The following is a 16,376-nucleotide window of genomic DNA, read 5'->3' as shown; positions in this document are numbered from 1 at the left end:
AGGTGTGACAATGTGAATACCAGGACAAATTGAAATCGAATCGATTAAAACCTCATCGCGTAGAAAACTCCAGGGAAGCTCCACGTCACCCCTAACAACCATGCTCCCTCGGGATACTATACTGTTTAGGACGTGATTACCTTGGCCTTCTCCTGTATCTATCCTCCAGTTCTTCAAGTAGGGTGACCTCATCATTATATTTATATAGGTTACTATCTATATACTGAAATTTTTTCTCATCCCTGTAAGTCACAGGAACACGTACGCGAATTCTGTAAGATTGCCTCGTTTTATCCTTTTCCAGCGCAACACTGAGAATGTCCTTTAGATAGATCTCCACGAAACGCGGTCTGGGAAGTGCAATGAGATAAATGAGGCTATAGTTCAGACCAAGACGGTATAGCACCTTCATCAGTTCAAACTGTCTGTTCTCTATTTCGATCTTATAATCAACCCGGGGACCGAACTGGCTCTTTACCTCTGATACTATGACTTTGTCACTCCTGACTCGCAAGAGTTCGAAGATATTTCTCTGGACGAGATTTGATATAACGAAAAGCTTCACATTGATAGGGTCGAGTGGATCCAAAACCGTACTGATGTATCGATCTTTAAGTATTGACCAGAGCTTTAGGTCATACCATCTCCCTTCTTCAAATCCGTAAATTATGGCCTTGATCGTGCTGACTACCTCTGAGTAATGATGTTTCACATCAAGGTAGGGTGGTACCTCGTTTCTGCTCAGTACGTCGAAAAAGGAAATCAGGGCATTCACTGCGGTGTCTAACCCATCTCTTTTCCACGAGTAGATCTGGTTATGATCGTAGGGGAGGCAGATCTCACCACGTGATTCCAGAGTCTTTGCTACCAATTCCTCCATGTAGAAGCCAAAGGCCTGTCTGAGCATCTGCCTTTTAGAGAAGTACACAGTACAAATAATTTAAGCCATATTTAATCTTTTAAGATCCTCAATCCCTCCATGGGCTCACAAAGTCCTGAATAATGGACCACATTCATGATTATAATGACGTAAGGGTCCTTCAGTATACTCTTGATTCCTGTCTAAACTCTCCAAATCGTGAGAGAGCTGAGTATAAAAATCCAACCACTTTAGTTGAAAGACTACGAAGGAAATGGAGTCTGGAGGACTAGGGTAAAATCCATCAGTCCCAAGTGAATACTTTAAAATCTGACTCATTAAATTCAAGATAAGAGATGGACTTAAACCTCCTTGGTTCTTCACACGATGGCACCCAAACATTCCAGATTAGGACTCCGGCGTTAGCTCCATAAGCTTCCCTTTCTCGGCCTGACCAAGGCTCCTGCACCCAACCTTACTCAGGGAGGAGGACATCACATACCCCTTTCCAACATGAAGGTCGTAGTATGGGTCATTTGAGTTGGCCCAGTTGAAATAATGAAGGCTTGCCCTGGAGAGAGGAGATCCAACTCCCCGTGGAATTTTGAGGACCAAGAGATTCAACGCAGTCCGCGTGTAAGGAATCAGCTCGTTCACGCTGTTAACTCCCTTCATGGAAAGGTATCTAGCAACTAGCTCTGAATCAACCACTCCCTCAACCGCCATTCCAATCTCCTTTCCAAGGGAGAGGTTCACGCTCCCATTATGGGCCACGTAGAGCAATTCCCTGTCGTTGGATTCCAGGTAGGGATGGGAGTACATGGAGGATACCAGAGAGGGATCACTAGCTTTCCTAGCGTGAATGATCACCATCATCCTGCCTGAAAGGGAGTCTACCAGGTTGATGAGAGTGCTTCTCTCGGAGGGTTCAAACACAGGCCTTGAGCTCCTGTGGTGAATTAGCCTGTCCTCCGTGAGCGCCACAATACCCCATCCGTGAGGATGTGACCATCCCTTGAGTGGGTCGTCCTCCGCTGCCTTCACCAGGCAATCCGCAAGTTCCCTTAACGTTGCCCTGTTACTTCCGTGATATGCTACCATCCTGCACATGTGAAGATATTGAAATTGACTTGATTTAAATATTGCTTCCGGTAATTCTGCTCAAGCTTGTTAATTTTTCACATGATATTCAGTTCCTGGACCTGAATCTGCCACCATGGGAATCTAGCACAGGTTAAGAACCCGTATTGGTCCAATCAGCGTAATCCTTTTATTACCTGTAGTCTATATACAGGGTACATGAAGACCATTATGATCAGAGATGACGTGTATGAGAGGCTTCTGGAAATCAAGGGTGACAGGAGCTTTAGTGAACTGATAGATCAGCTGATAAGGGAGTCCAGGGATTCAAGGAATAAACGCCTCATGAGGTATTTTGGAATACTGACGGATGAGGAGGCGAATAAACTGGAAGAAGAGGTCAAGAGAGCTAGGGAGAAGTTAGATGAAAGTATTAGCCGACACGTCCGCTCTGATTGAGTTCATGAGAGGAAATGAAAGGGCAAAGAGTTTTATCACTGGCGCGGAAAAGGTCTACGTGAGCTCCTTGTCCCTTTACGAGATTCTGGTGGGTAGAACACCCAGAGAGGAGATATTGGGCCTAGTCTCTTCCCTTGATGGAGTTCTTCCGCTGACCGGACTGACGGGGTTATTGCATCCTCCATATACAGGAAGTTGAAGAGTGAAGGAAAGCTAATAGGGAGCATTGATATACTTATTGCCTCCCAGGCCTTGACTAGGAAGCTGACGGTGCTGACCAAGAACAAGGACTTCCAAAACGTTAAGGACGTCAGGGTTGTGCTGATTGAATAGGGCTTATCCATCAGGGGTTGAAGTACTATTCTTACGTCACACTGGTTTCCTTGATCAAGATTGAGAGCAATTTCCGGTCATTTTTGCTCAGTTACACCTGTGCAGTTTTCAGGTGTCCCTGAGAACTGGACAAGGTCGTGATACTCTCGCCCTTAACGCGGGATGGAGTTTCTGCCTCTTTCTCATGGGCTAACCTCAGTAATCAAGAGGAATCTTTATCCTACTACCTCTCCTTATCGGCCTTTACCAGTTGTATTTAATCTAAACTAGAGGTTAATCTTAAATAAGAGTTACTCTAAATTACATTTAGATGGAAAAATGGAAACGCAGGAAAGGATACCCCTAATAGGTGAAAAGTTCCCGGAGATGGAGGTGGATACAACCCAGGGTAGGATGAAACTTCCCGAAGTATTTTCAGGGAAATGGTTCGTGATCTTCTCCCATCCAGGGGACTTTACTCCAGTGTGCACCACGGAGTTCTACAGTTTCGCCAAGCGATACCAGGAGTTCAAGAACCTGAACACCGAGCTGATTGGCCTATCCGTTGACAGTAACATAAGTCATATTGAATGGGTGAACTGGATAGAGCAGAACCTGAAGATTGAGATTCCCTTCCCCATAATTGCAGATCCAATGGGTAACGTTGCAAAGAAACTGGGGATGTTGCACGCCGAGTCCTCAACGGCCACAGTGAGGGCTGTGTTTATCGTGGATCCTAAGGGAATAGTGAGGTTAATAATGTATTATCCGCTGGAAATTGGAAGGAACATAAGCGAAATATTGAGAAGCATTAAGGCGTTGCAACTTGTGGATAAGACCGGGAATGTGATACCAGCCAACTGGCCCAACAACGAAATGATCGGGGACAACGTGCTAAATCCACCGCCCAGAACCGTGAAGGACTCCAGGCTGAGATTACAGCAATTCAAGGGATTTGCGTGGTGGCTGACTTACAGGGAAGCTGATAAGAAGGAGGTAGAGGAGGCAAAGAAGCTATTGTCCCAGAACTAGTCTCAAGTAAATTTCTTTTTTATTATTAGTGTGTGGAGTATTTGAATGAATCACGTCGGGATAAGGCTTAGCTGAGCCACGGTGTCACGATGGATAAGGCTTAGTTTTCAGAAAATCCGCACACCATTATTATATCTAAAAGTGAACACTGTCTGCTGATCAAAAAGTGACGACGTTCCAGATTTCATTACCTGTCCCTGACTGTGAGTACAGGAGAACTCATCCGTGAAGGGTCAATTGACTGCGGAGAAGGGTTTAGTTTGAATGTACTAATCATCATTGCCCTGAAGGGCCAGGTTTTCGAGCCCACAACGTGGAATCTTTGGTGGTAACTGCGCACTTGCGGATATGGTGACCTTCTTCATGGGCAGGGAAACCTTAAAGGAGAACTCAACTGTGACTTAACTCGCGCTCAGTTCCAGGGATGGACAGAACGCCTTTCTCCAGGAGGTAGTTCAGATAAATCTCGTTCACGAAAGTCCTCACAAACCTCGCCTCTCCAAATCCCAGGCTTGCTCCCCTCTGCTCTTCAATTCCGTAGTTAATAACCGCATATCTGGATGTCATGGAGAGGACAAGGTCCTCATGGGAATTGATGAAGGTCTCGTCCAGTGGACTTCTCCTTGGCCTTATCACGGCGAAGCTACCCGCATTGAGGACCCTGTAACTCTTTCCTGCAAATCTGGCCATCGGTCCCACCATGCTCTCTATCATGGTTACGAACCTTACCCCCAGCCTCTCCCTGAACTTAAGCAGTTTGCCGTAAACCTTGGCCGGGGCAAGACCCGTTAGCTTCCCGAAAACGCCCATTCCCGTCACGAACCAGGGTTTGGGATCCATCAGGAGCACGTGATAGGTGTGGTAACTTGAGGGTGAGGCCATCACCAGATCCACGCCGGTGACCGAGTCCAGCTGATCCCTCAGCTTACTCACGCTCTCCACCCTGGTGAGATCGTCGTTTGATATCACCACCCACTTTGGCTTGAACTTCAGAGCCTCATTGACCCCTGCGTTCACGCTCCTGGCGTAATTGAAGAGCGGTCCTCTGCTCTCCACGAAAATGATATGCAATCCCTGAAAGTGCTCCCTCGTCCTTGAGGCTAGCTTCCCTGAGGCGTCCGCAGTGGGAACCACTACCACGATCTCGCTATCTCCCTCAACCTCCACAAACCTCATATCTGCGCTGGGCCTTCCCTTCATCCACTCTATTATCTCGTCCCTGGAGAAGGTGGAGTATATCCTCTCCACGTCTCCGGGAGATCCCCTGAAAAGCTTCTCTATCTCCTCCATGATCATCACCTCACGTTTGCGGTCTGCCTCCCCAGAAAGTACCTGTAGAAGAGGGTGTAAAGGGTCAGCATGGAAAAGGAGTAAATGAAATCCTCAACCGGGATCGTTATCACCCTGACTCCCAGTATGCTTCCGGGACCATACTCCACCACGGGAAGGGCTGTGAGAAAGAAGTCAAACACCAGGAATGGAACGTAACTGAGGGCCATGAAACGCCAGAAATTCAAGGACTCCAGCATTCCCCTGTCAAGTAACCAGCTCGCAATCAGGGCCATTCCCATGTAAAGCAGGTCCACGAAGGTGTAGGAATGTGCAAGGAAGAGAGGGGAGATTGAAAGCGAGGCCACTCCGGCCAAGAGGCTAATCCATGAGGCCCACCTGACGCGCGAGTCCCTTCTCCTTCTGAGAAAGTCGTATATCATGATGGTGGCAAAGGGAGTGACCACAAAGAACATCACCTCCTCAACCGGCAGGTTAACCACGTAAAGCCCCAGCACGTGAGAGGGATTGAAGGCCCACGAATCACGATAAGTGGCTAGGAAATCCCAGAACAGGTAGAGCGGAGCAACCACTCCCACTGATTTCATGAGGGCAACATAGTTCCTCCCTCCCATCCACAGCGAGATCAGCAGGGTGGGGAAGAACATCATGGAATCTATCTCAGCATAGGCAAACCTGCCAACGAGGAAAGGGATCTCCATACGTAAACACCCACAGAGTTCTTCATGACTGAGAGAACTATCTTCCTCTTCTTGGGTTTAACCTTTCTGGACAGGACGACGCAGGGGGAGGAGCTGATCCTCAATCCCGTCCACTTATACATCTCGGAGGCGGTCTTTATGGGTACGAGGTATCTGCTGGGGATGAACCTGTAACCCCTCTCTGCCTCCCTCTCAAATTCCAGGTATCTCTCAACCTGAAACCTCATGAAGTCCTTGAACTCGTCGGTACACTCCAGCCCCTTCACCCCAAATCTCTCCATATCCTCAACTGGAAGGTACTGCCTTCCCAGGTACTCGTCCTCCTTTACGTCCCTGATGAAGTTGAGGTACTGCATGCTCCTTCCCAGCATCTTGGCGTAGGGCTCCGCCTCGCCTGGCAGATCCAGTATCTTCATCATGAAAAGCCCTATCACCTCCGCCGATCCATACATGTACTTGAGGGTCTCATCCAGGGTATAGTACACCCTCTTATGAAGGTCGCTCTCCATGGCGTTAAGGAACGCCTCTACCCACTCCTCCCTGAAGCCCTTCCTCTCCTTGAGCTCAACGAAGTTCTCCAGTACCACATTTCCCGTCCTCCTTCCATCCCTCTCCATCTCATACATTTTCCTCATCTGATAGAACTCATCCCTCCTCTGGGGAACGCTGTCCACAAGGTCATCAAAGACCCTCACAAACGCGTAAAGTTTGGTCACATCCTCCCTAATCCTGGGAGGAAAGAACAGAGTGCTGTTGTAGTATGTCGTGCTCCCACGCTTGAAAATTTCGTCAAGCTGTTTGTTCAAGTTGTATCGTGTTAAACCCTGTTAAAGTGAATTAATGCATTTGTAAGAAACTCTTTAATTGACGACTATAGGGAACTGAAAGAAAAAATCTAATTCATATTTAAAAGGGGACCCTCGCCCCTACAATTATGATCATTGAAAATATGCTTGAATATGCAGGAATTTTCGCCCTCACCTTCGTGGGGATGGAGTTCGTGGCAAGGGGAATGCACAAGTATGTGATGCATGGGGTGATGTGGTCCGTTCACGAGGATCATCACAGGGAAAGGCAGGCGGAACTGGAGAAAAATGATCTCTTCGGGCTCCTTTTTGCTGGAGTTGCCATTTTCCTGATATTTCAGGAGATCCTCCACGGAAACCTGCTGGCCCTGAGCGCTGGTCTGGGCCTCACGGGATATGGGGTGGCCTACTTCTTCGTGCACGACATGATAATCCACGACAGGCATCTACACCTCAGGAGCTGGGGAATGAGGCACAGCCCATTCAGGGAACTGATCCTGGTTCACGACGTGCATCATGCTGAGGGAGAGGGTAACTGGGGGTTCCTCTTCGTGATAAAGGGACTGGACAAGATACCCCCGGAACTGCAGGTGAAGAAGTGACATGAGGGCAGTGATAGTGGGTGGAGGGATAGGTGGACTGTCCACTGCCCTTCTCCTGAGGGGAGAGTTTGAGGAAGTAGTTGTGGTGGAGAAGAACTCCACCGTGGGAGGGAGAGCCAGGTCCTTCAGGGCAGGGGAGTTCAAGTTTGACATGGGACCCTCCTGGTATCTCATGCCCGAGGTGTTTGAGAGGTTCTTTCGCGAGATAGGGGAGAACCCTCATCCCGTGGTTAGGGTGAATCCGCTGGTCAGGGTTGACAGCGGGAAACTGGGAGAGAGGGGAGAGAGCGTAACCTTCCATGAGATCACGGAGGAGATGAGGGATTACCTTGAGGACACTGGTTACATGTATGAAGTGGCCATGAGGAAGTTCCTGAACAAGGAAATGACCATACTGGACTTCCTGGACAGGGAAGTTCTCTCCAATCTGGGGAGGATTCCCCTCTGGGAGAGCCTGGACAGGTTCAATTCCCGATATTTTCGCACCGACCTCATGAGAAAGGCCATGGGCTTCTCCTCGGTGTTCCTGGGTGGCTCTCCATTCAATACGCCTGCAGTTTACGCAATGGTGAACTACACCATATATGGACAGGGGGTATATTACCCCAAGGGCGGATTTGAGGGATATGTGGACAACCTTTACCAGATGTGCAGGAGGGCGGGAATCGAGTTCAGACTTAACTCTCCCGTGACCAGGGTGAAGGTTGAGGATAGGAGGGTCAGGTCCGTGATCACTCCAGATGGGGAAGTGGAGGGAGACGTGTTCGTGTTTAACATGGACTACCACTACGCGGATACCCTCCTTCCAGATGAGTTCCAGGTGGAGAGGGAGTGGTGGAGGAAGAAGCTAGCCCCATCAGCGATCCTTGGTTACCTGGGAGTGGAGGGAGAGATTAACCTGCCCCATCACACGGTGATAGTGAACGGGGACTGGGCCGATCACTTCAGGTCACTGGAGGAGAGGAGATTGCCCACACCGGAGAACATGTCCTATTACGTCAGCTACAGGCGGGCAACTGACGATAACCTGCTGGGAAGGGACCTGGTTATACTTATTCCCGTGGCGCCCGGGGTCAACACCAAGGAGGAACTGGTTAAGATAGCGTTGAGAGACCTTGAAATTAAGACGGGGAGCAAGATTCAGGTAAAGTACTCCAGGATTTACGGTCCCGAGGACTTCGTGAGGGATTACAACGCGTATCAGGGAACGGCATTCGGGCTCTCCCACACTCTCGATCAGACTGGCCCCTTCAGGTTACCCATGAAGAACAGGAAACTGAGGAACCTCTACTACGTGGGCCAGTACACCCAGCCCGGAATAGGTGTTCCAATGGTAACCCTGTCCTCCATTCTAGTGAGGGATAGGATTCTCAGGGAAATGTGAATCTACAAACATCCTCTAGACCCAACAATTCGAGCCACTGATTCTTGAAGATATGAATCACGGGAGTGTGCAATGGCATATCTATCCCGATGATTGCGTGTCACCTCGCCTGCCGTGTCGGAAACCACAAGCATCCGATTCATGTCGCCCCTGACCAGATCTTCTTTACCTATTATCCTGTTCTCCTCAGTTATTGTATGCCCCTGAATCCAGAAGTAAAGAAATTCCTCTCCCTCTTACCTCCCCAGGACCTATCCCGCGACGTTAGGGAGTTAAGGAGGGCCTGGGACTCGGCCTTCTTCGCAACGAGGGAGAAACTGGAGATTGTTCAGGACCTCGAGATACCCACCAGGGATTCCAGGATCAGGGCCAGGCTTTACGTTCCCTCTAACAGGGAGAATCTTCCCGTGCTGGTTTACTATCACGGTGGAGGCTTCGTTTTCGGTAGCATTGAGAGCTATGACGGTCTCTCTAGCCTCATAGCCAAGGAGTCCGGAGTGGCTGTCCTCTCAGTCGAGTACAGACTGGCCCCAGAGCATAAGTTCCCCACCGCGGTGAACGACTCCTGGGATGCTCTTCTCTGGATCTCGGAAAACGGGAGCAAGCTGGGTCTGGACACCTCCAGACTAGCAGTTGCCGGTGACAGTGCAGGAGGGAATCTGTCCGCCGTCATGACCCTCCTGGATAGGGATCAGGGAAAACGAATGATCAGATATCAGGTCCTGATTTACCCTGCAGTCAACATGGTGGATAACTCTCCTTCAATTCACGAGTTCGGCGAGGGATATTTCCTCACCAGGTCCATGATGAGCTGGTTCGGATCCATGTACTTCTCCTCGGGTAGAGACGCAGTATCCCCCTACGCCTCACCCGCCCTGGGCAACCTCCATGACCTGCCTCCCTCCCTGGTGATAACGGCAGAATACGATCCCCTGAGGGATCAGGGGGAGACCTACTCTCACTCCCTCAACGAGGCTAGGAACGTCTCCACCCTGGTCAGATATCAGGGAATGATTCACGGCTTCCTCTCGTTCTATCCATGGATAACTGCGGGTAGGTTAGCCATTCATCACATTGCCGGAGTTCTGAGATCCGTCCTTTAATCTGCCTTTGCACATGTCCTCAATCACCGAGATCATGGCAACAACGACCAGGGTCTGGGTATCTATGCTCTCGTCGTAGGACGCGTTCTGAAAGTACCTGATTCTCCTCCTAGTCTCCTTTAACACGTCCTCCAGGTAACCCGTTCTTTCTGAAATCCTCTCAAGTTCTGAGAGGAATCTATCCACCGATCCCGTATACGAGGGAATTGTTCTTCCCATGGGTTTACTTGCACCCCTCAGCTTAAATTTTCAGAGAGGGATTACCGAAACTAAATTGAGAAGTTGAGACGGGTCTCCAGGATGACGAGGATCAGGCCCAGAGCCGTCAGGATCCCTCCCACGCCCTCCACCACGGCTGGATCCTGTACCAGGTCCATTCTGTCCACCTCCACGTGAATATACACAGGAGAGGTGACGTTGCTGGACACGTTCTGAACCAGGTGATTTACCACCTTCTGGGTAGTGACGTTACCGCACTTCAACGTCTCGTTCTGCGTGATTACCTCCTTGGCAACGGTGACTATGATCTCCTTATACCCCTCTATGCTCCAGTTTCCCGGGGTAAGGGGCGAGGAATAGGGAAGCTTGACCACCCTACTCCCATCGTGATTTATGAGGACGTAGACCGTAGTGTTTGTGGCGTTCTCAGAGATGGAGATGAAACCTGACGCTGTGGGCGGGACGTCCAGGTTCACGGGGTGGGGTCCCAAGGTTAGAGTGTACTTCACGTGTGCGTTAATGCTCACACTGCCCAGGGCAAGGATCGCTATCCCCAGGGCGAGTAGGAGGGTTCCAATCTTCATGGCTCTAACCCCCTGAATCTGAAGAAGGCGAATAGAAGGGCGAGAACTGCCAGCACCCCATCCACCCAAACCCCCGAGATTATCTGGGAGATCAGGTTTCTTCCCAGCGAATCTGCTATCCACAGCACGTAAGGGTTGGAGAAGGAACTGAGGTAGAGGAGGGAAGTGTTTCCCTGTATTAGCTGGTAATATCCCAGGGCACCCCCAAACACAAATATGGATCCAAGAACGAACATTGAGGTCAGGGTTGCAACACCAGGACTCTTCAGGAGGATGGTGAGAAGGAACACCACGTTGAGGGAGAAGAAGTATCCCGAGGTGAAGGTGGCCAACAGCAGGGAGGGCACGCGTATCCCTGAGAGCTGGGAATAAAGAAGCGAAGTCACGAGCCACAGCGCCCACGGTATCACCACGTCCGCGAAATATATGTAAAGGAAGAGGATCTCTCTCCTCACGGGCATGGTTAGAAATGAGATTATGCTTCCCTTATACACGTGATCTCCCGTGACGAATATGACGTTCCTGAGCCCCAGGGCGAAGGCCAGGGTCTCCGCCACGCTGATCACAGGAGTGAAACCCAGCACCACGCCCAGGAGGCTGAAGTTCCCCCTCTCGTAAAATGCGGAGAGGAAAATGTTGGCAACCAGCATGGTTGGCAACACCAGCTCAAGGGTGGGCTCCCTGTACCTCTCCCTGAAAACTATCCTAAATATTTGAAAACCTCTTGAAAGCCTCATCAAGGGACGACCTCCTCACAGTGATCACGCTAATGTGGTTCTCGTCCAAAAGGTCCACCACTTCCCTCAGGTTACCCGTGACCTTGATGTATCCTCCCTCCATGGTTCCCCTTCCAAGAACCTTGATTGCCCTCTCAGGATCGTCAACGAGAAGGTAAATCTCTCCCTCCTCAACCCTCAATGCCTGATTTATTGTACCAGAGAAGGAGATCTTTCCCCTGTTTATGAAGATCACGTGAGTTATCACCTTCTCCAGTTCAGAGAGTATATGAGAGGAGATGAAGAGGGTAACTCCCCTTCTGTGGAGCTTGGAAATGACGTCGTAGAATTCAAGCCTGGCCTTGGGGTCAAGGTTTGCGGTGGGTTCATCTGCTATGATGAGTTCAGGGTCCCTTATGAGGGCTGACACCAGTTGAACCCTCTGAGCCAAGCCAGAGGAGAGCTGAGAAAGCCTCTTGTCGGCGTGTGGGGTGAGCGCAAACTCCTCCATGAGATCCCGGGGATCCCTGCCGTATACCTTCCCCACGTCGGTGAGGTATTCCCTCACCTTAACCTCCTGCGGGTGATAGATTGTGGTGAAGATGATCGCTATTCTCTCGTAAATCCTCGGGTTGTTCCATGGGTCCATACCCATCACCTCCACCTTACCCGAGGTTCTCCTGAGCAGTCCTGTGAGAATCTTGATTGTGGTGGTCTTGCCTGCACCGTTGGGACCTATGAAACCCGTAATGGACCCCTTCTCCACGGAGAAGCTTACTGAGTCCAGCACCGGTCTCTTGCCGTAAACCTTGGTGAGGTTCTCAACAAGAATCATCAAGAATCATTATGGGTCAATCTTCTACCAGTTAATATATTTCTGCCCATATTCTCCCCCAGGGAGTTTACTGTAGATCTTGTTAGTAGTTTTGTAAGTTCCATCACACGGGATGACAGAGACTTGACGTACAAACTCTCCTGGTTATACCCCTATTAGTTACTAATATGGCATCTATTCTCCCTGGAATAAGGGAAGAATTTAAGGGAGTACCCCTATTAGTTACTAATATGGTATGCTCATTATTCGATCCCTATCCCAAGGACGACAGGAAGAACTTCTTTGATAGGGACGGGCTGATCGAGGACGTTAAGAAACTGGTGGAGGCAAAGTTCTGGCCCCTGCTTGTGGGGCCCAAAAGGGTGGGCAAAACCTCGATAGTCAAGATAGTTACCAAGGAGCTCGACGGAATTTACCTTGACGCCAGCGGTATCTCCTCCATCAGGGAGCTCACCAGTCGACTTATTGATAGGATAGAGATGCTTTCCCTAAGCCTAGATATCAGGATCCTGAAAGTTGAGGTCCAGAGGAAGCCTGTAATCACCCTGGAGAAGGTTCTCTCGAAACTGGGTGACAGGGTTCTCGGTGTAGATGAGGTTCAGAACATAGCAACTCCCTGGCTGACCTCGGTTCTCTCAACGGCCTACAACTCCAGTGATGTAAGGTTCATCTTTACAGGATCCATGATTGGAATGTCCAAGGTATTGGCCGGTGGAGGGAAGGGAAAGAGCAAGACCATAAAGGGTAGGCCAATTGTGGAGAGGGAAGTGACACCCCTGAACCTGGAGGAGGGGATCGCCTTTCTCAGGGAGGGTAAGAGAAGATGTGATGTGAACATGACCGAACAGGAGATGACGGACGCCTCATTGACGTATAGGGGGATAGCGGGTTGGCTCACGTACTATGGCAATTTCAGGAGCCTCGGGTACGATCACGAGAAATCCAAGGAAGAGGTGGAAAAAATTGCCCTAAAGCTCGTGAAAGAGGAATACGAGAGGCTTGGAGAGATTGAGAGAGCAGTCCTAAGGGGATTAAGCCTGCTAAACTCTCCGAGCTGGAGGAACCTTAAGAAGGTGACCGAAGCTTTACTGGGAAGAGAGGTGAAGGACTGGAGCTTCACCCACGCCCTTAAACAGCTAATCAATGCCAGAGTTGCTAAAAAGGAAGGTGAAAATTACTCGCTGGTGGATCCCATGTATAGGGAACTCCTGAAAACTGGGGTTTGATCCGAACGATCGCCCACCATGAAGGTCTTTGATCTCGTCATCTCGTTTCATGCCCCTGTCTACCCCTCAGAGATAACCACCTTACCTGTTACTGCCTTATCAACTCCCCTGAAAAACTTGAAGTACAGGAACGAGTTAGCTACCGTGGCAACGAAAGCGGCCTCAAAGGGGATCGCGAAGGACACAGCGTGCAACAGGTAGCCGGAAAGCGACGTTGAGGCAGCAGCTGGAATAAGTCTACCAGCCTGATTCGCACCTGTGGCTGTGGCTCTCCTTCCCTCTCCCACCAGGTTCATCATGAGCGCTTGCTGAGCTGGCAACGCTATTACCCTGAGTGGAGTGAACAGCAGATAATCAATTGAGGCTAGGTACCACACCCCAAGGAAAGGAAACAGGAGAACTAGGACAGCTGAAATGGTCCTTGTGGTTATGATCAGCCTTACGAAACCCAGCCTCTCTGTGAGCGCTGGAGTTGCCAGCATGAGGGTGGCCGAAATCACTCCTCCAAGTGAAACTAGGTCCCCAATGAAACCCTGAGATAAACCATAAGCCTCGCTGAAAATTATGGGAATGAAGGGAACGATCAACCCCTGTGATACTCCGTTCAGGATACCGGTGAGGGTGAATTTCTTTATCGTTTCGTTATCTCTCCTTGTTACCTTGGGCTCCTGTTTCCTCTCCCTTGGCTTAAAGTTCTCCTTCACGGGAAGAATGGCCAGCGCAGATAGGGCAGATACCAGAAAGGAGATCACGAAGAGCTCGAAGTAGCTTGATCCGTTGGCTAGCAGAGCTCCTGCAGAGCCAGCGTAGCTGGAGATAATGGTGAACCAAGAGAATATCTTGGTCCTTTCTTCCGGCTTAACCTTCTCGGTGAGAAGCGCGGTCTGCATGGGGGCCACACTCGCTCCAACACCTCCACCCACTAGTCCCCCTGCTATCCCGAAACCTCCCAGCGCAGAGGATAACATGAGAAGGAAGAAGTTTGAGGTGAGTAGAAGGATGAGGATTGATAATGGAAGGAAGGAGAGTGTGGCCAGAAGTATCTTTTTTCTTCCGTACCTATCAGAGTAAAATCCCAGCACCAGGGTAAGCAGGGGCGTAACGAAGGCCCCCACCCCGAACAATATACCCACCTGCAGAAGGGAGAGATGTAACCCGTGAACGTAATACAATCCAACAATTACCGCCAGAAGCCCGGCGGCGAAGCTCCTTGCAACCCTCGAGATCATTAATAAAAAGACGTCCCGTTTCATAGACTAAATGGAATGAATGAACATTAAATATTTTATGATTAAGGTTCTAAACACTCTTGATGTCAATGGAAAGGCTCTAAACCAGCATAAAGGGGTACGGAAAGTTAGACATCATTCCGGTAAGGGCCACCTCCCCGTGGAAAAGCCGTAGAAGTCCTCATACACGATATAGTCAAGATGAGCGTCATTCAGGCTCTGAATTAAGGACATGTACTCATCCCTGTTTTCATAAACACATCCCACCGGAATCATGCCCTCATAGTAATCCCTGTACATTATATAGTTCTCTGAAAGTATCTTTAAGGTCCTGCTCGTGGTCTCTGCCTTGTCCTTTTCATCGCAGAGTATGGTTAGGGCGAACATGGTCTTCCCACTCAACTTCGTGGAGTCTATCTGGGGGTAAAGCCAGAACGCCCTCAACTTCACCATGGAGTCCAGGATCCTCTTAACTGTCCTGTATCTAGATTTTCCCTCCCCTTTCATCACCTTATTAGCTATCTTGGGAACAGAAAGTGACGTATCGTCCCACAAAGATCTCAGGATTTTCCTCTCCAGTGAGTCTCTCTCTTTCAAGTTCTTCAGGACCCTCTCTTCCTGATGGGTCTCTGGTTTCACTGAGATAAAGTTCGCCTTAACTATGGTATTATCCATTATCTCCAGGTTCCTGTATTTTAAGGACATGTACTCCAGCTTCTCCCTCAGTGTGGATTCGTGAGACACTATTTCCATGACCACAAGGGATGTATCCGAGGGAGGGCCCGTGTTGGCTCTATAAAAGCTCTCCAGGAATGAGGGAGGTTCCCTTCTCACATCATCGTAAATTGCCTTCACCTCACGGGAGGGAGTCAATCCCAGCAGGATGAACTTGGAGAAACCCAGATAATCCAGGTTGAGGGCTATGTACAGTTTCTCCGATACGAATCCGGCAGATCTCATCTCCTGGAGTCTCCTGTCCACCTTACTGAAATTTATTCCAAGCTTGCTTGCGATTCTAGAGGAGGTGGGGTAATGAAACTGCCTTTCCTCACCGGGAAAATGAAGTAATCTAACAATGTCCCTTGAAGTATCATCAAATTGCAACAATTTCGCCTTTTCTGACACTTTTGTCAAAGTAAATATTAAACTTTGCTCAAGTTTAACGAAAACTTGTCAATTCTTTTAAATTTGAACAAAATGTGAATAATGAAATATCACCTAGCAGGCTTGCAGTGTGAATGGCAGGCTCCGTGATGCAAACGAGGCTAATATTTAGAGGGAAATTGAAAACCACTTAGCTTTGGGCGATCATAACTTTAAGTTGGTCTAGTAACCCTTAAAAGATCATATATGCTTTCTGGAACAAAACATTATTGCATAAGAGATTTTATTATCTTGTTAATGAAATAACTAATCATGTGACTAATATGGCTTCAGTAAATGATGCTTCTGGCACAAATCTCAGTATTTTAATCTATATATTTATTATAGCAATCATCGTATTTATTGGATTCCTAAGGAACAGAAATGGGAGAAGGTACCGCCCTAGAAGACTCCTTATAAGGCCAATTATTTATCTTCTTCTTGGATTAATCATTTCATTGGAGAACATTTCCTTTTTACCCTTTGTAATTGTCGCTGTATTTGCCGGTTTCTTAGTCGGAATGAGATATGGGGAATCTGTAACGCTGTTTCATAAAGATGAGCAATTATACTACAAAAGGTCATCGTTTATTTACGGGGTTTGGCTAGTCCTGCTCTTGGTGAGATTGTCGCTTGAATTCCTGTTTCCTACAAACATAACCATTTCCTTAATCATTGATTCCATGCTCATGTTTTCAGCGGGTCTTTTGATAGGAGAATCCTATCATGTTTTAAGAATGGCTAACTTTATGAAGAAAGGATTAATATAGTGAAATAATATAATAAGATTTAAATA

General features: G+C 48.8%; 20 protein-coding genes. 9 read left to right on the top strand and 11 right to left on the bottom strand.

From position 1 onward, the window contains the following. Nucleotides 1–136 precede the first annotated feature (136 nt). A complete protein-coding gene (locus L3N51_RS08805; protein ID WP_238026783.1) occupies nt 137–928 on the bottom strand; it encodes a hypothetical protein in 792 nt (263 codons plus the stop codon). Between the two features lie 339 nt (nt 929–1,267). Then, on the bottom strand, nt 1,268–1,969 hold the full coding sequence (locus tag L3N51_RS08800; RefSeq protein WP_238026782.1) for a hypothetical protein: 702 nt from the start codon (nt 1,967–1,969) through the stop codon (nt 1,268–1,270). Between the two features lie 189 nt (nt 1,970–2,158). On the opposite strand from L3N51_RS08800, the gene L3N51_RS08795 reads away from it, so the two are divergent. From L3N51_RS08795 to L3N51_RS08780, 4 genes are all read left to right on the top strand, one after another. After that, nucleotides 2,159–2,398, top strand: coding sequence for an antitoxin VapB family protein (locus L3N51_RS08795; protein WP_238026781.1), 240 nt, complete (start codon nt 2,159–2,161; stop codon nt 2,396–2,398). Further along, the gene (locus L3N51_RS08790; protein ID WP_238026780.1) at nt 2,364–2,597 is read left to right on the top strand and encodes a hypothetical protein; all 234 of its coding nucleotides are present in this window, start codon (nt 2,364–2,366) and stop codon (nt 2,595–2,597) included. Before L3N51_RS08795 ends, L3N51_RS08790 begins: the two co-directional genes overlap by 35 nt. Beyond that, on the top strand, nt 2,594–2,731 hold the full coding sequence (locus L3N51_RS08785; protein WP_238026779.1) for a hypothetical protein: 138 nt from the start codon (nt 2,594–2,596) through the stop codon (nt 2,729–2,731). The genes L3N51_RS08790 and L3N51_RS08785 overlap by 4 nt, the downstream gene beginning before the upstream one ends. A gap of 318 nt (nt 2,732–3,049) precedes the next feature. Beyond that, the gene (locus L3N51_RS08780; RefSeq protein ID WP_238026778.1) at nt 3,050–3,742 is read left to right on the top strand and encodes a peroxiredoxin; all 693 of its coding nucleotides are present in this window, start codon (nt 3,050–3,052) and stop codon (nt 3,740–3,742) included. A 390-nt stretch (nt 3,743–4,132) separates the two neighbouring features. On the opposite strand, the gene L3N51_RS08775 is transcribed toward L3N51_RS08780, so the two are convergent. Genes L3N51_RS08775 through L3N51_RS08765 form a run of 3 tightly spaced genes read right to left on the bottom strand, consistent with a single transcriptional unit; the run spans nt 4,133 to nt 6,539 of the window. Beyond that, nucleotides 4,133–5,032 carry a hypothetical protein gene (locus L3N51_RS08775; protein WP_238026777.1) on the bottom strand — a complete coding sequence of 300 codons (900 nt, stop codon included), beginning with the start codon at nt 5,030–5,032 and terminating at the stop codon, nt 4,133–4,135. 5 nt (nt 5,033–5,037) lie between these two features. Further along, a complete protein-coding gene (locus L3N51_RS08770) occupies nt 5,038–5,733 on the bottom strand; it encodes a lycopene cyclase domain-containing protein (RefSeq protein WP_238026776.1) in 696 nt (231 codons plus the stop codon). Beyond that, nucleotides 5,688–6,539: a phytoene/squalene synthase family protein gene (locus tag L3N51_RS08765; RefSeq protein WP_238026775.1), complete on the bottom strand. Its 852-nt coding sequence runs from the start codon at nt 6,537–6,539 to the stop codon at nt 5,688–5,690. Before L3N51_RS08765 ends, L3N51_RS08770 begins: the two co-directional genes overlap by 46 nt. Before the next feature lie 128 nt (nt 6,540–6,667). Here L3N51_RS08765 and L3N51_RS08760 point away from each other — a divergent pair, with 128 nt between their 5' ends. The 3 genes from L3N51_RS08760 (at nt 6,668) to L3N51_RS08750 (ending at nt 9,628) form a co-directional block, all read left to right on the top strand. After that, nucleotides 6,668–7,141: a porin gene (locus tag L3N51_RS08760; protein ID WP_238026774.1), complete on the top strand. Its 474-nt coding sequence runs from the start codon at nt 6,668–6,670 to the stop codon at nt 7,139–7,141. A gap of 1 nt (nt 7,142) precedes the next feature. Further along, nucleotides 7,143–8,525, top strand: a complete 1,383-nt coding sequence (locus tag L3N51_RS08755; protein ID WP_238026773.1) for a phytoene desaturase family protein — start codon at nt 7,143–7,145, stop codon at nt 8,523–8,525. Between the two features lie 197 nt (nt 8,526–8,722). Next, nucleotides 8,723–9,628: an alpha/beta hydrolase gene (locus L3N51_RS08750; protein ID WP_238026772.1), complete on the top strand. Its 906-nt coding sequence runs from the start codon at nt 8,723–8,725 to the stop codon at nt 9,626–9,628. Here the strand turns inward: L3N51_RS08750 and L3N51_RS08745 are convergent. Genes L3N51_RS08745 through L3N51_RS08730 form a run of 4 tightly spaced genes read right to left on the bottom strand, consistent with a single transcriptional unit; the run spans nt 9,584 to nt 11,985 of the window. Beyond that, entirely contained in the window at nt 9,584–9,847 is a 264-nt protein-coding gene (locus tag L3N51_RS08745; RefSeq protein WP_238026771.1) for a hypothetical protein, read from the bottom strand. The two genes, L3N51_RS08750 and L3N51_RS08745, sit on opposite strands and share 45 nt — an antisense overlap. A 50-nt stretch (nt 9,848–9,897) precedes the next feature. Next, nucleotides 9,898–10,431 carry a hypothetical protein gene (locus tag L3N51_RS08740; protein ID WP_238026770.1) on the bottom strand — a complete coding sequence of 178 codons (534 nt, stop codon included), beginning with the start codon at nt 10,429–10,431 and terminating at the stop codon, nt 9,898–9,900. Then, nucleotides 10,428–11,168, bottom strand: a complete 741-nt coding sequence (locus L3N51_RS08735; RefSeq protein ID WP_238026769.1) for a hypothetical protein — start codon at nt 11,166–11,168, stop codon at nt 10,428–10,430. The genes L3N51_RS08740 and L3N51_RS08735 overlap by 4 nt, the downstream gene beginning before the upstream one ends. After that, complete coding sequence (locus L3N51_RS08730; protein ID WP_238026768.1) at nt 11,137–11,985, bottom strand: ABC transporter ATP-binding protein; 849 nt, start codon at nt 11,983–11,985, stop codon at nt 11,137–11,139. Before L3N51_RS08730 ends, L3N51_RS08735 begins: the two co-directional genes overlap by 32 nt. Before the next feature lie 227 nt (nt 11,986–12,212). On the opposite strand from L3N51_RS08730, the gene L3N51_RS08725 reads away from it, so the two are divergent. Further along, nucleotides 12,213–13,208, top strand: a complete 996-nt coding sequence (locus L3N51_RS08725) for an AAA family ATPase (RefSeq protein WP_238026767.1) — start codon at nt 12,213–12,215, stop codon at nt 13,206–13,208. Nucleotides 13,209–13,267: 59 nt separating this feature from the next. Here L3N51_RS08725 and L3N51_RS08720 read toward each other — a convergent pair whose 3' ends face one another. Together L3N51_RS08720 and L3N51_RS08715 are read right to left on the bottom strand one after the other, a co-directional pair. Beyond that, nucleotides 13,268–14,461, bottom strand: coding sequence for an MFS transporter (locus tag L3N51_RS08720; RefSeq protein ID WP_238026766.1), 1,194 nt, complete (start codon nt 14,459–14,461; stop codon nt 13,268–13,270). A gap of 111 nt (nt 14,462–14,572) precedes the next feature. Beyond that, nucleotides 14,573–15,562, bottom strand: a complete 990-nt coding sequence (locus L3N51_RS08715; RefSeq protein WP_238026765.1) for a hypothetical protein — start codon at nt 15,560–15,562, stop codon at nt 14,573–14,575. A 302-nt stretch (nt 15,563–15,864) separates the two neighbouring features. Between L3N51_RS08715 and L3N51_RS08710 the strand changes: the two genes are divergently transcribed. Further along, nucleotides 15,865–16,350, top strand: a complete 486-nt coding sequence (locus L3N51_RS08710) for a CcdC protein domain-containing protein (RefSeq protein WP_238026764.1) — start codon at nt 15,865–15,867, stop codon at nt 16,348–16,350. Nucleotides 16,351–16,376 lie beyond the last annotated feature (26 nt).

Source organism: Metallosphaera javensis (ex Hofmann et al. 2022), from assembly GCF_022064045.1.
GTDB classification, from domain to species: domain Archaea; phylum Thermoproteota; class Thermoprotei_A; order Sulfolobales; family Sulfolobaceae; genus Metallosphaera; species Metallosphaera javensis.
This window is presented reverse-complemented; position numbering and strand designations above follow the sequence as displayed.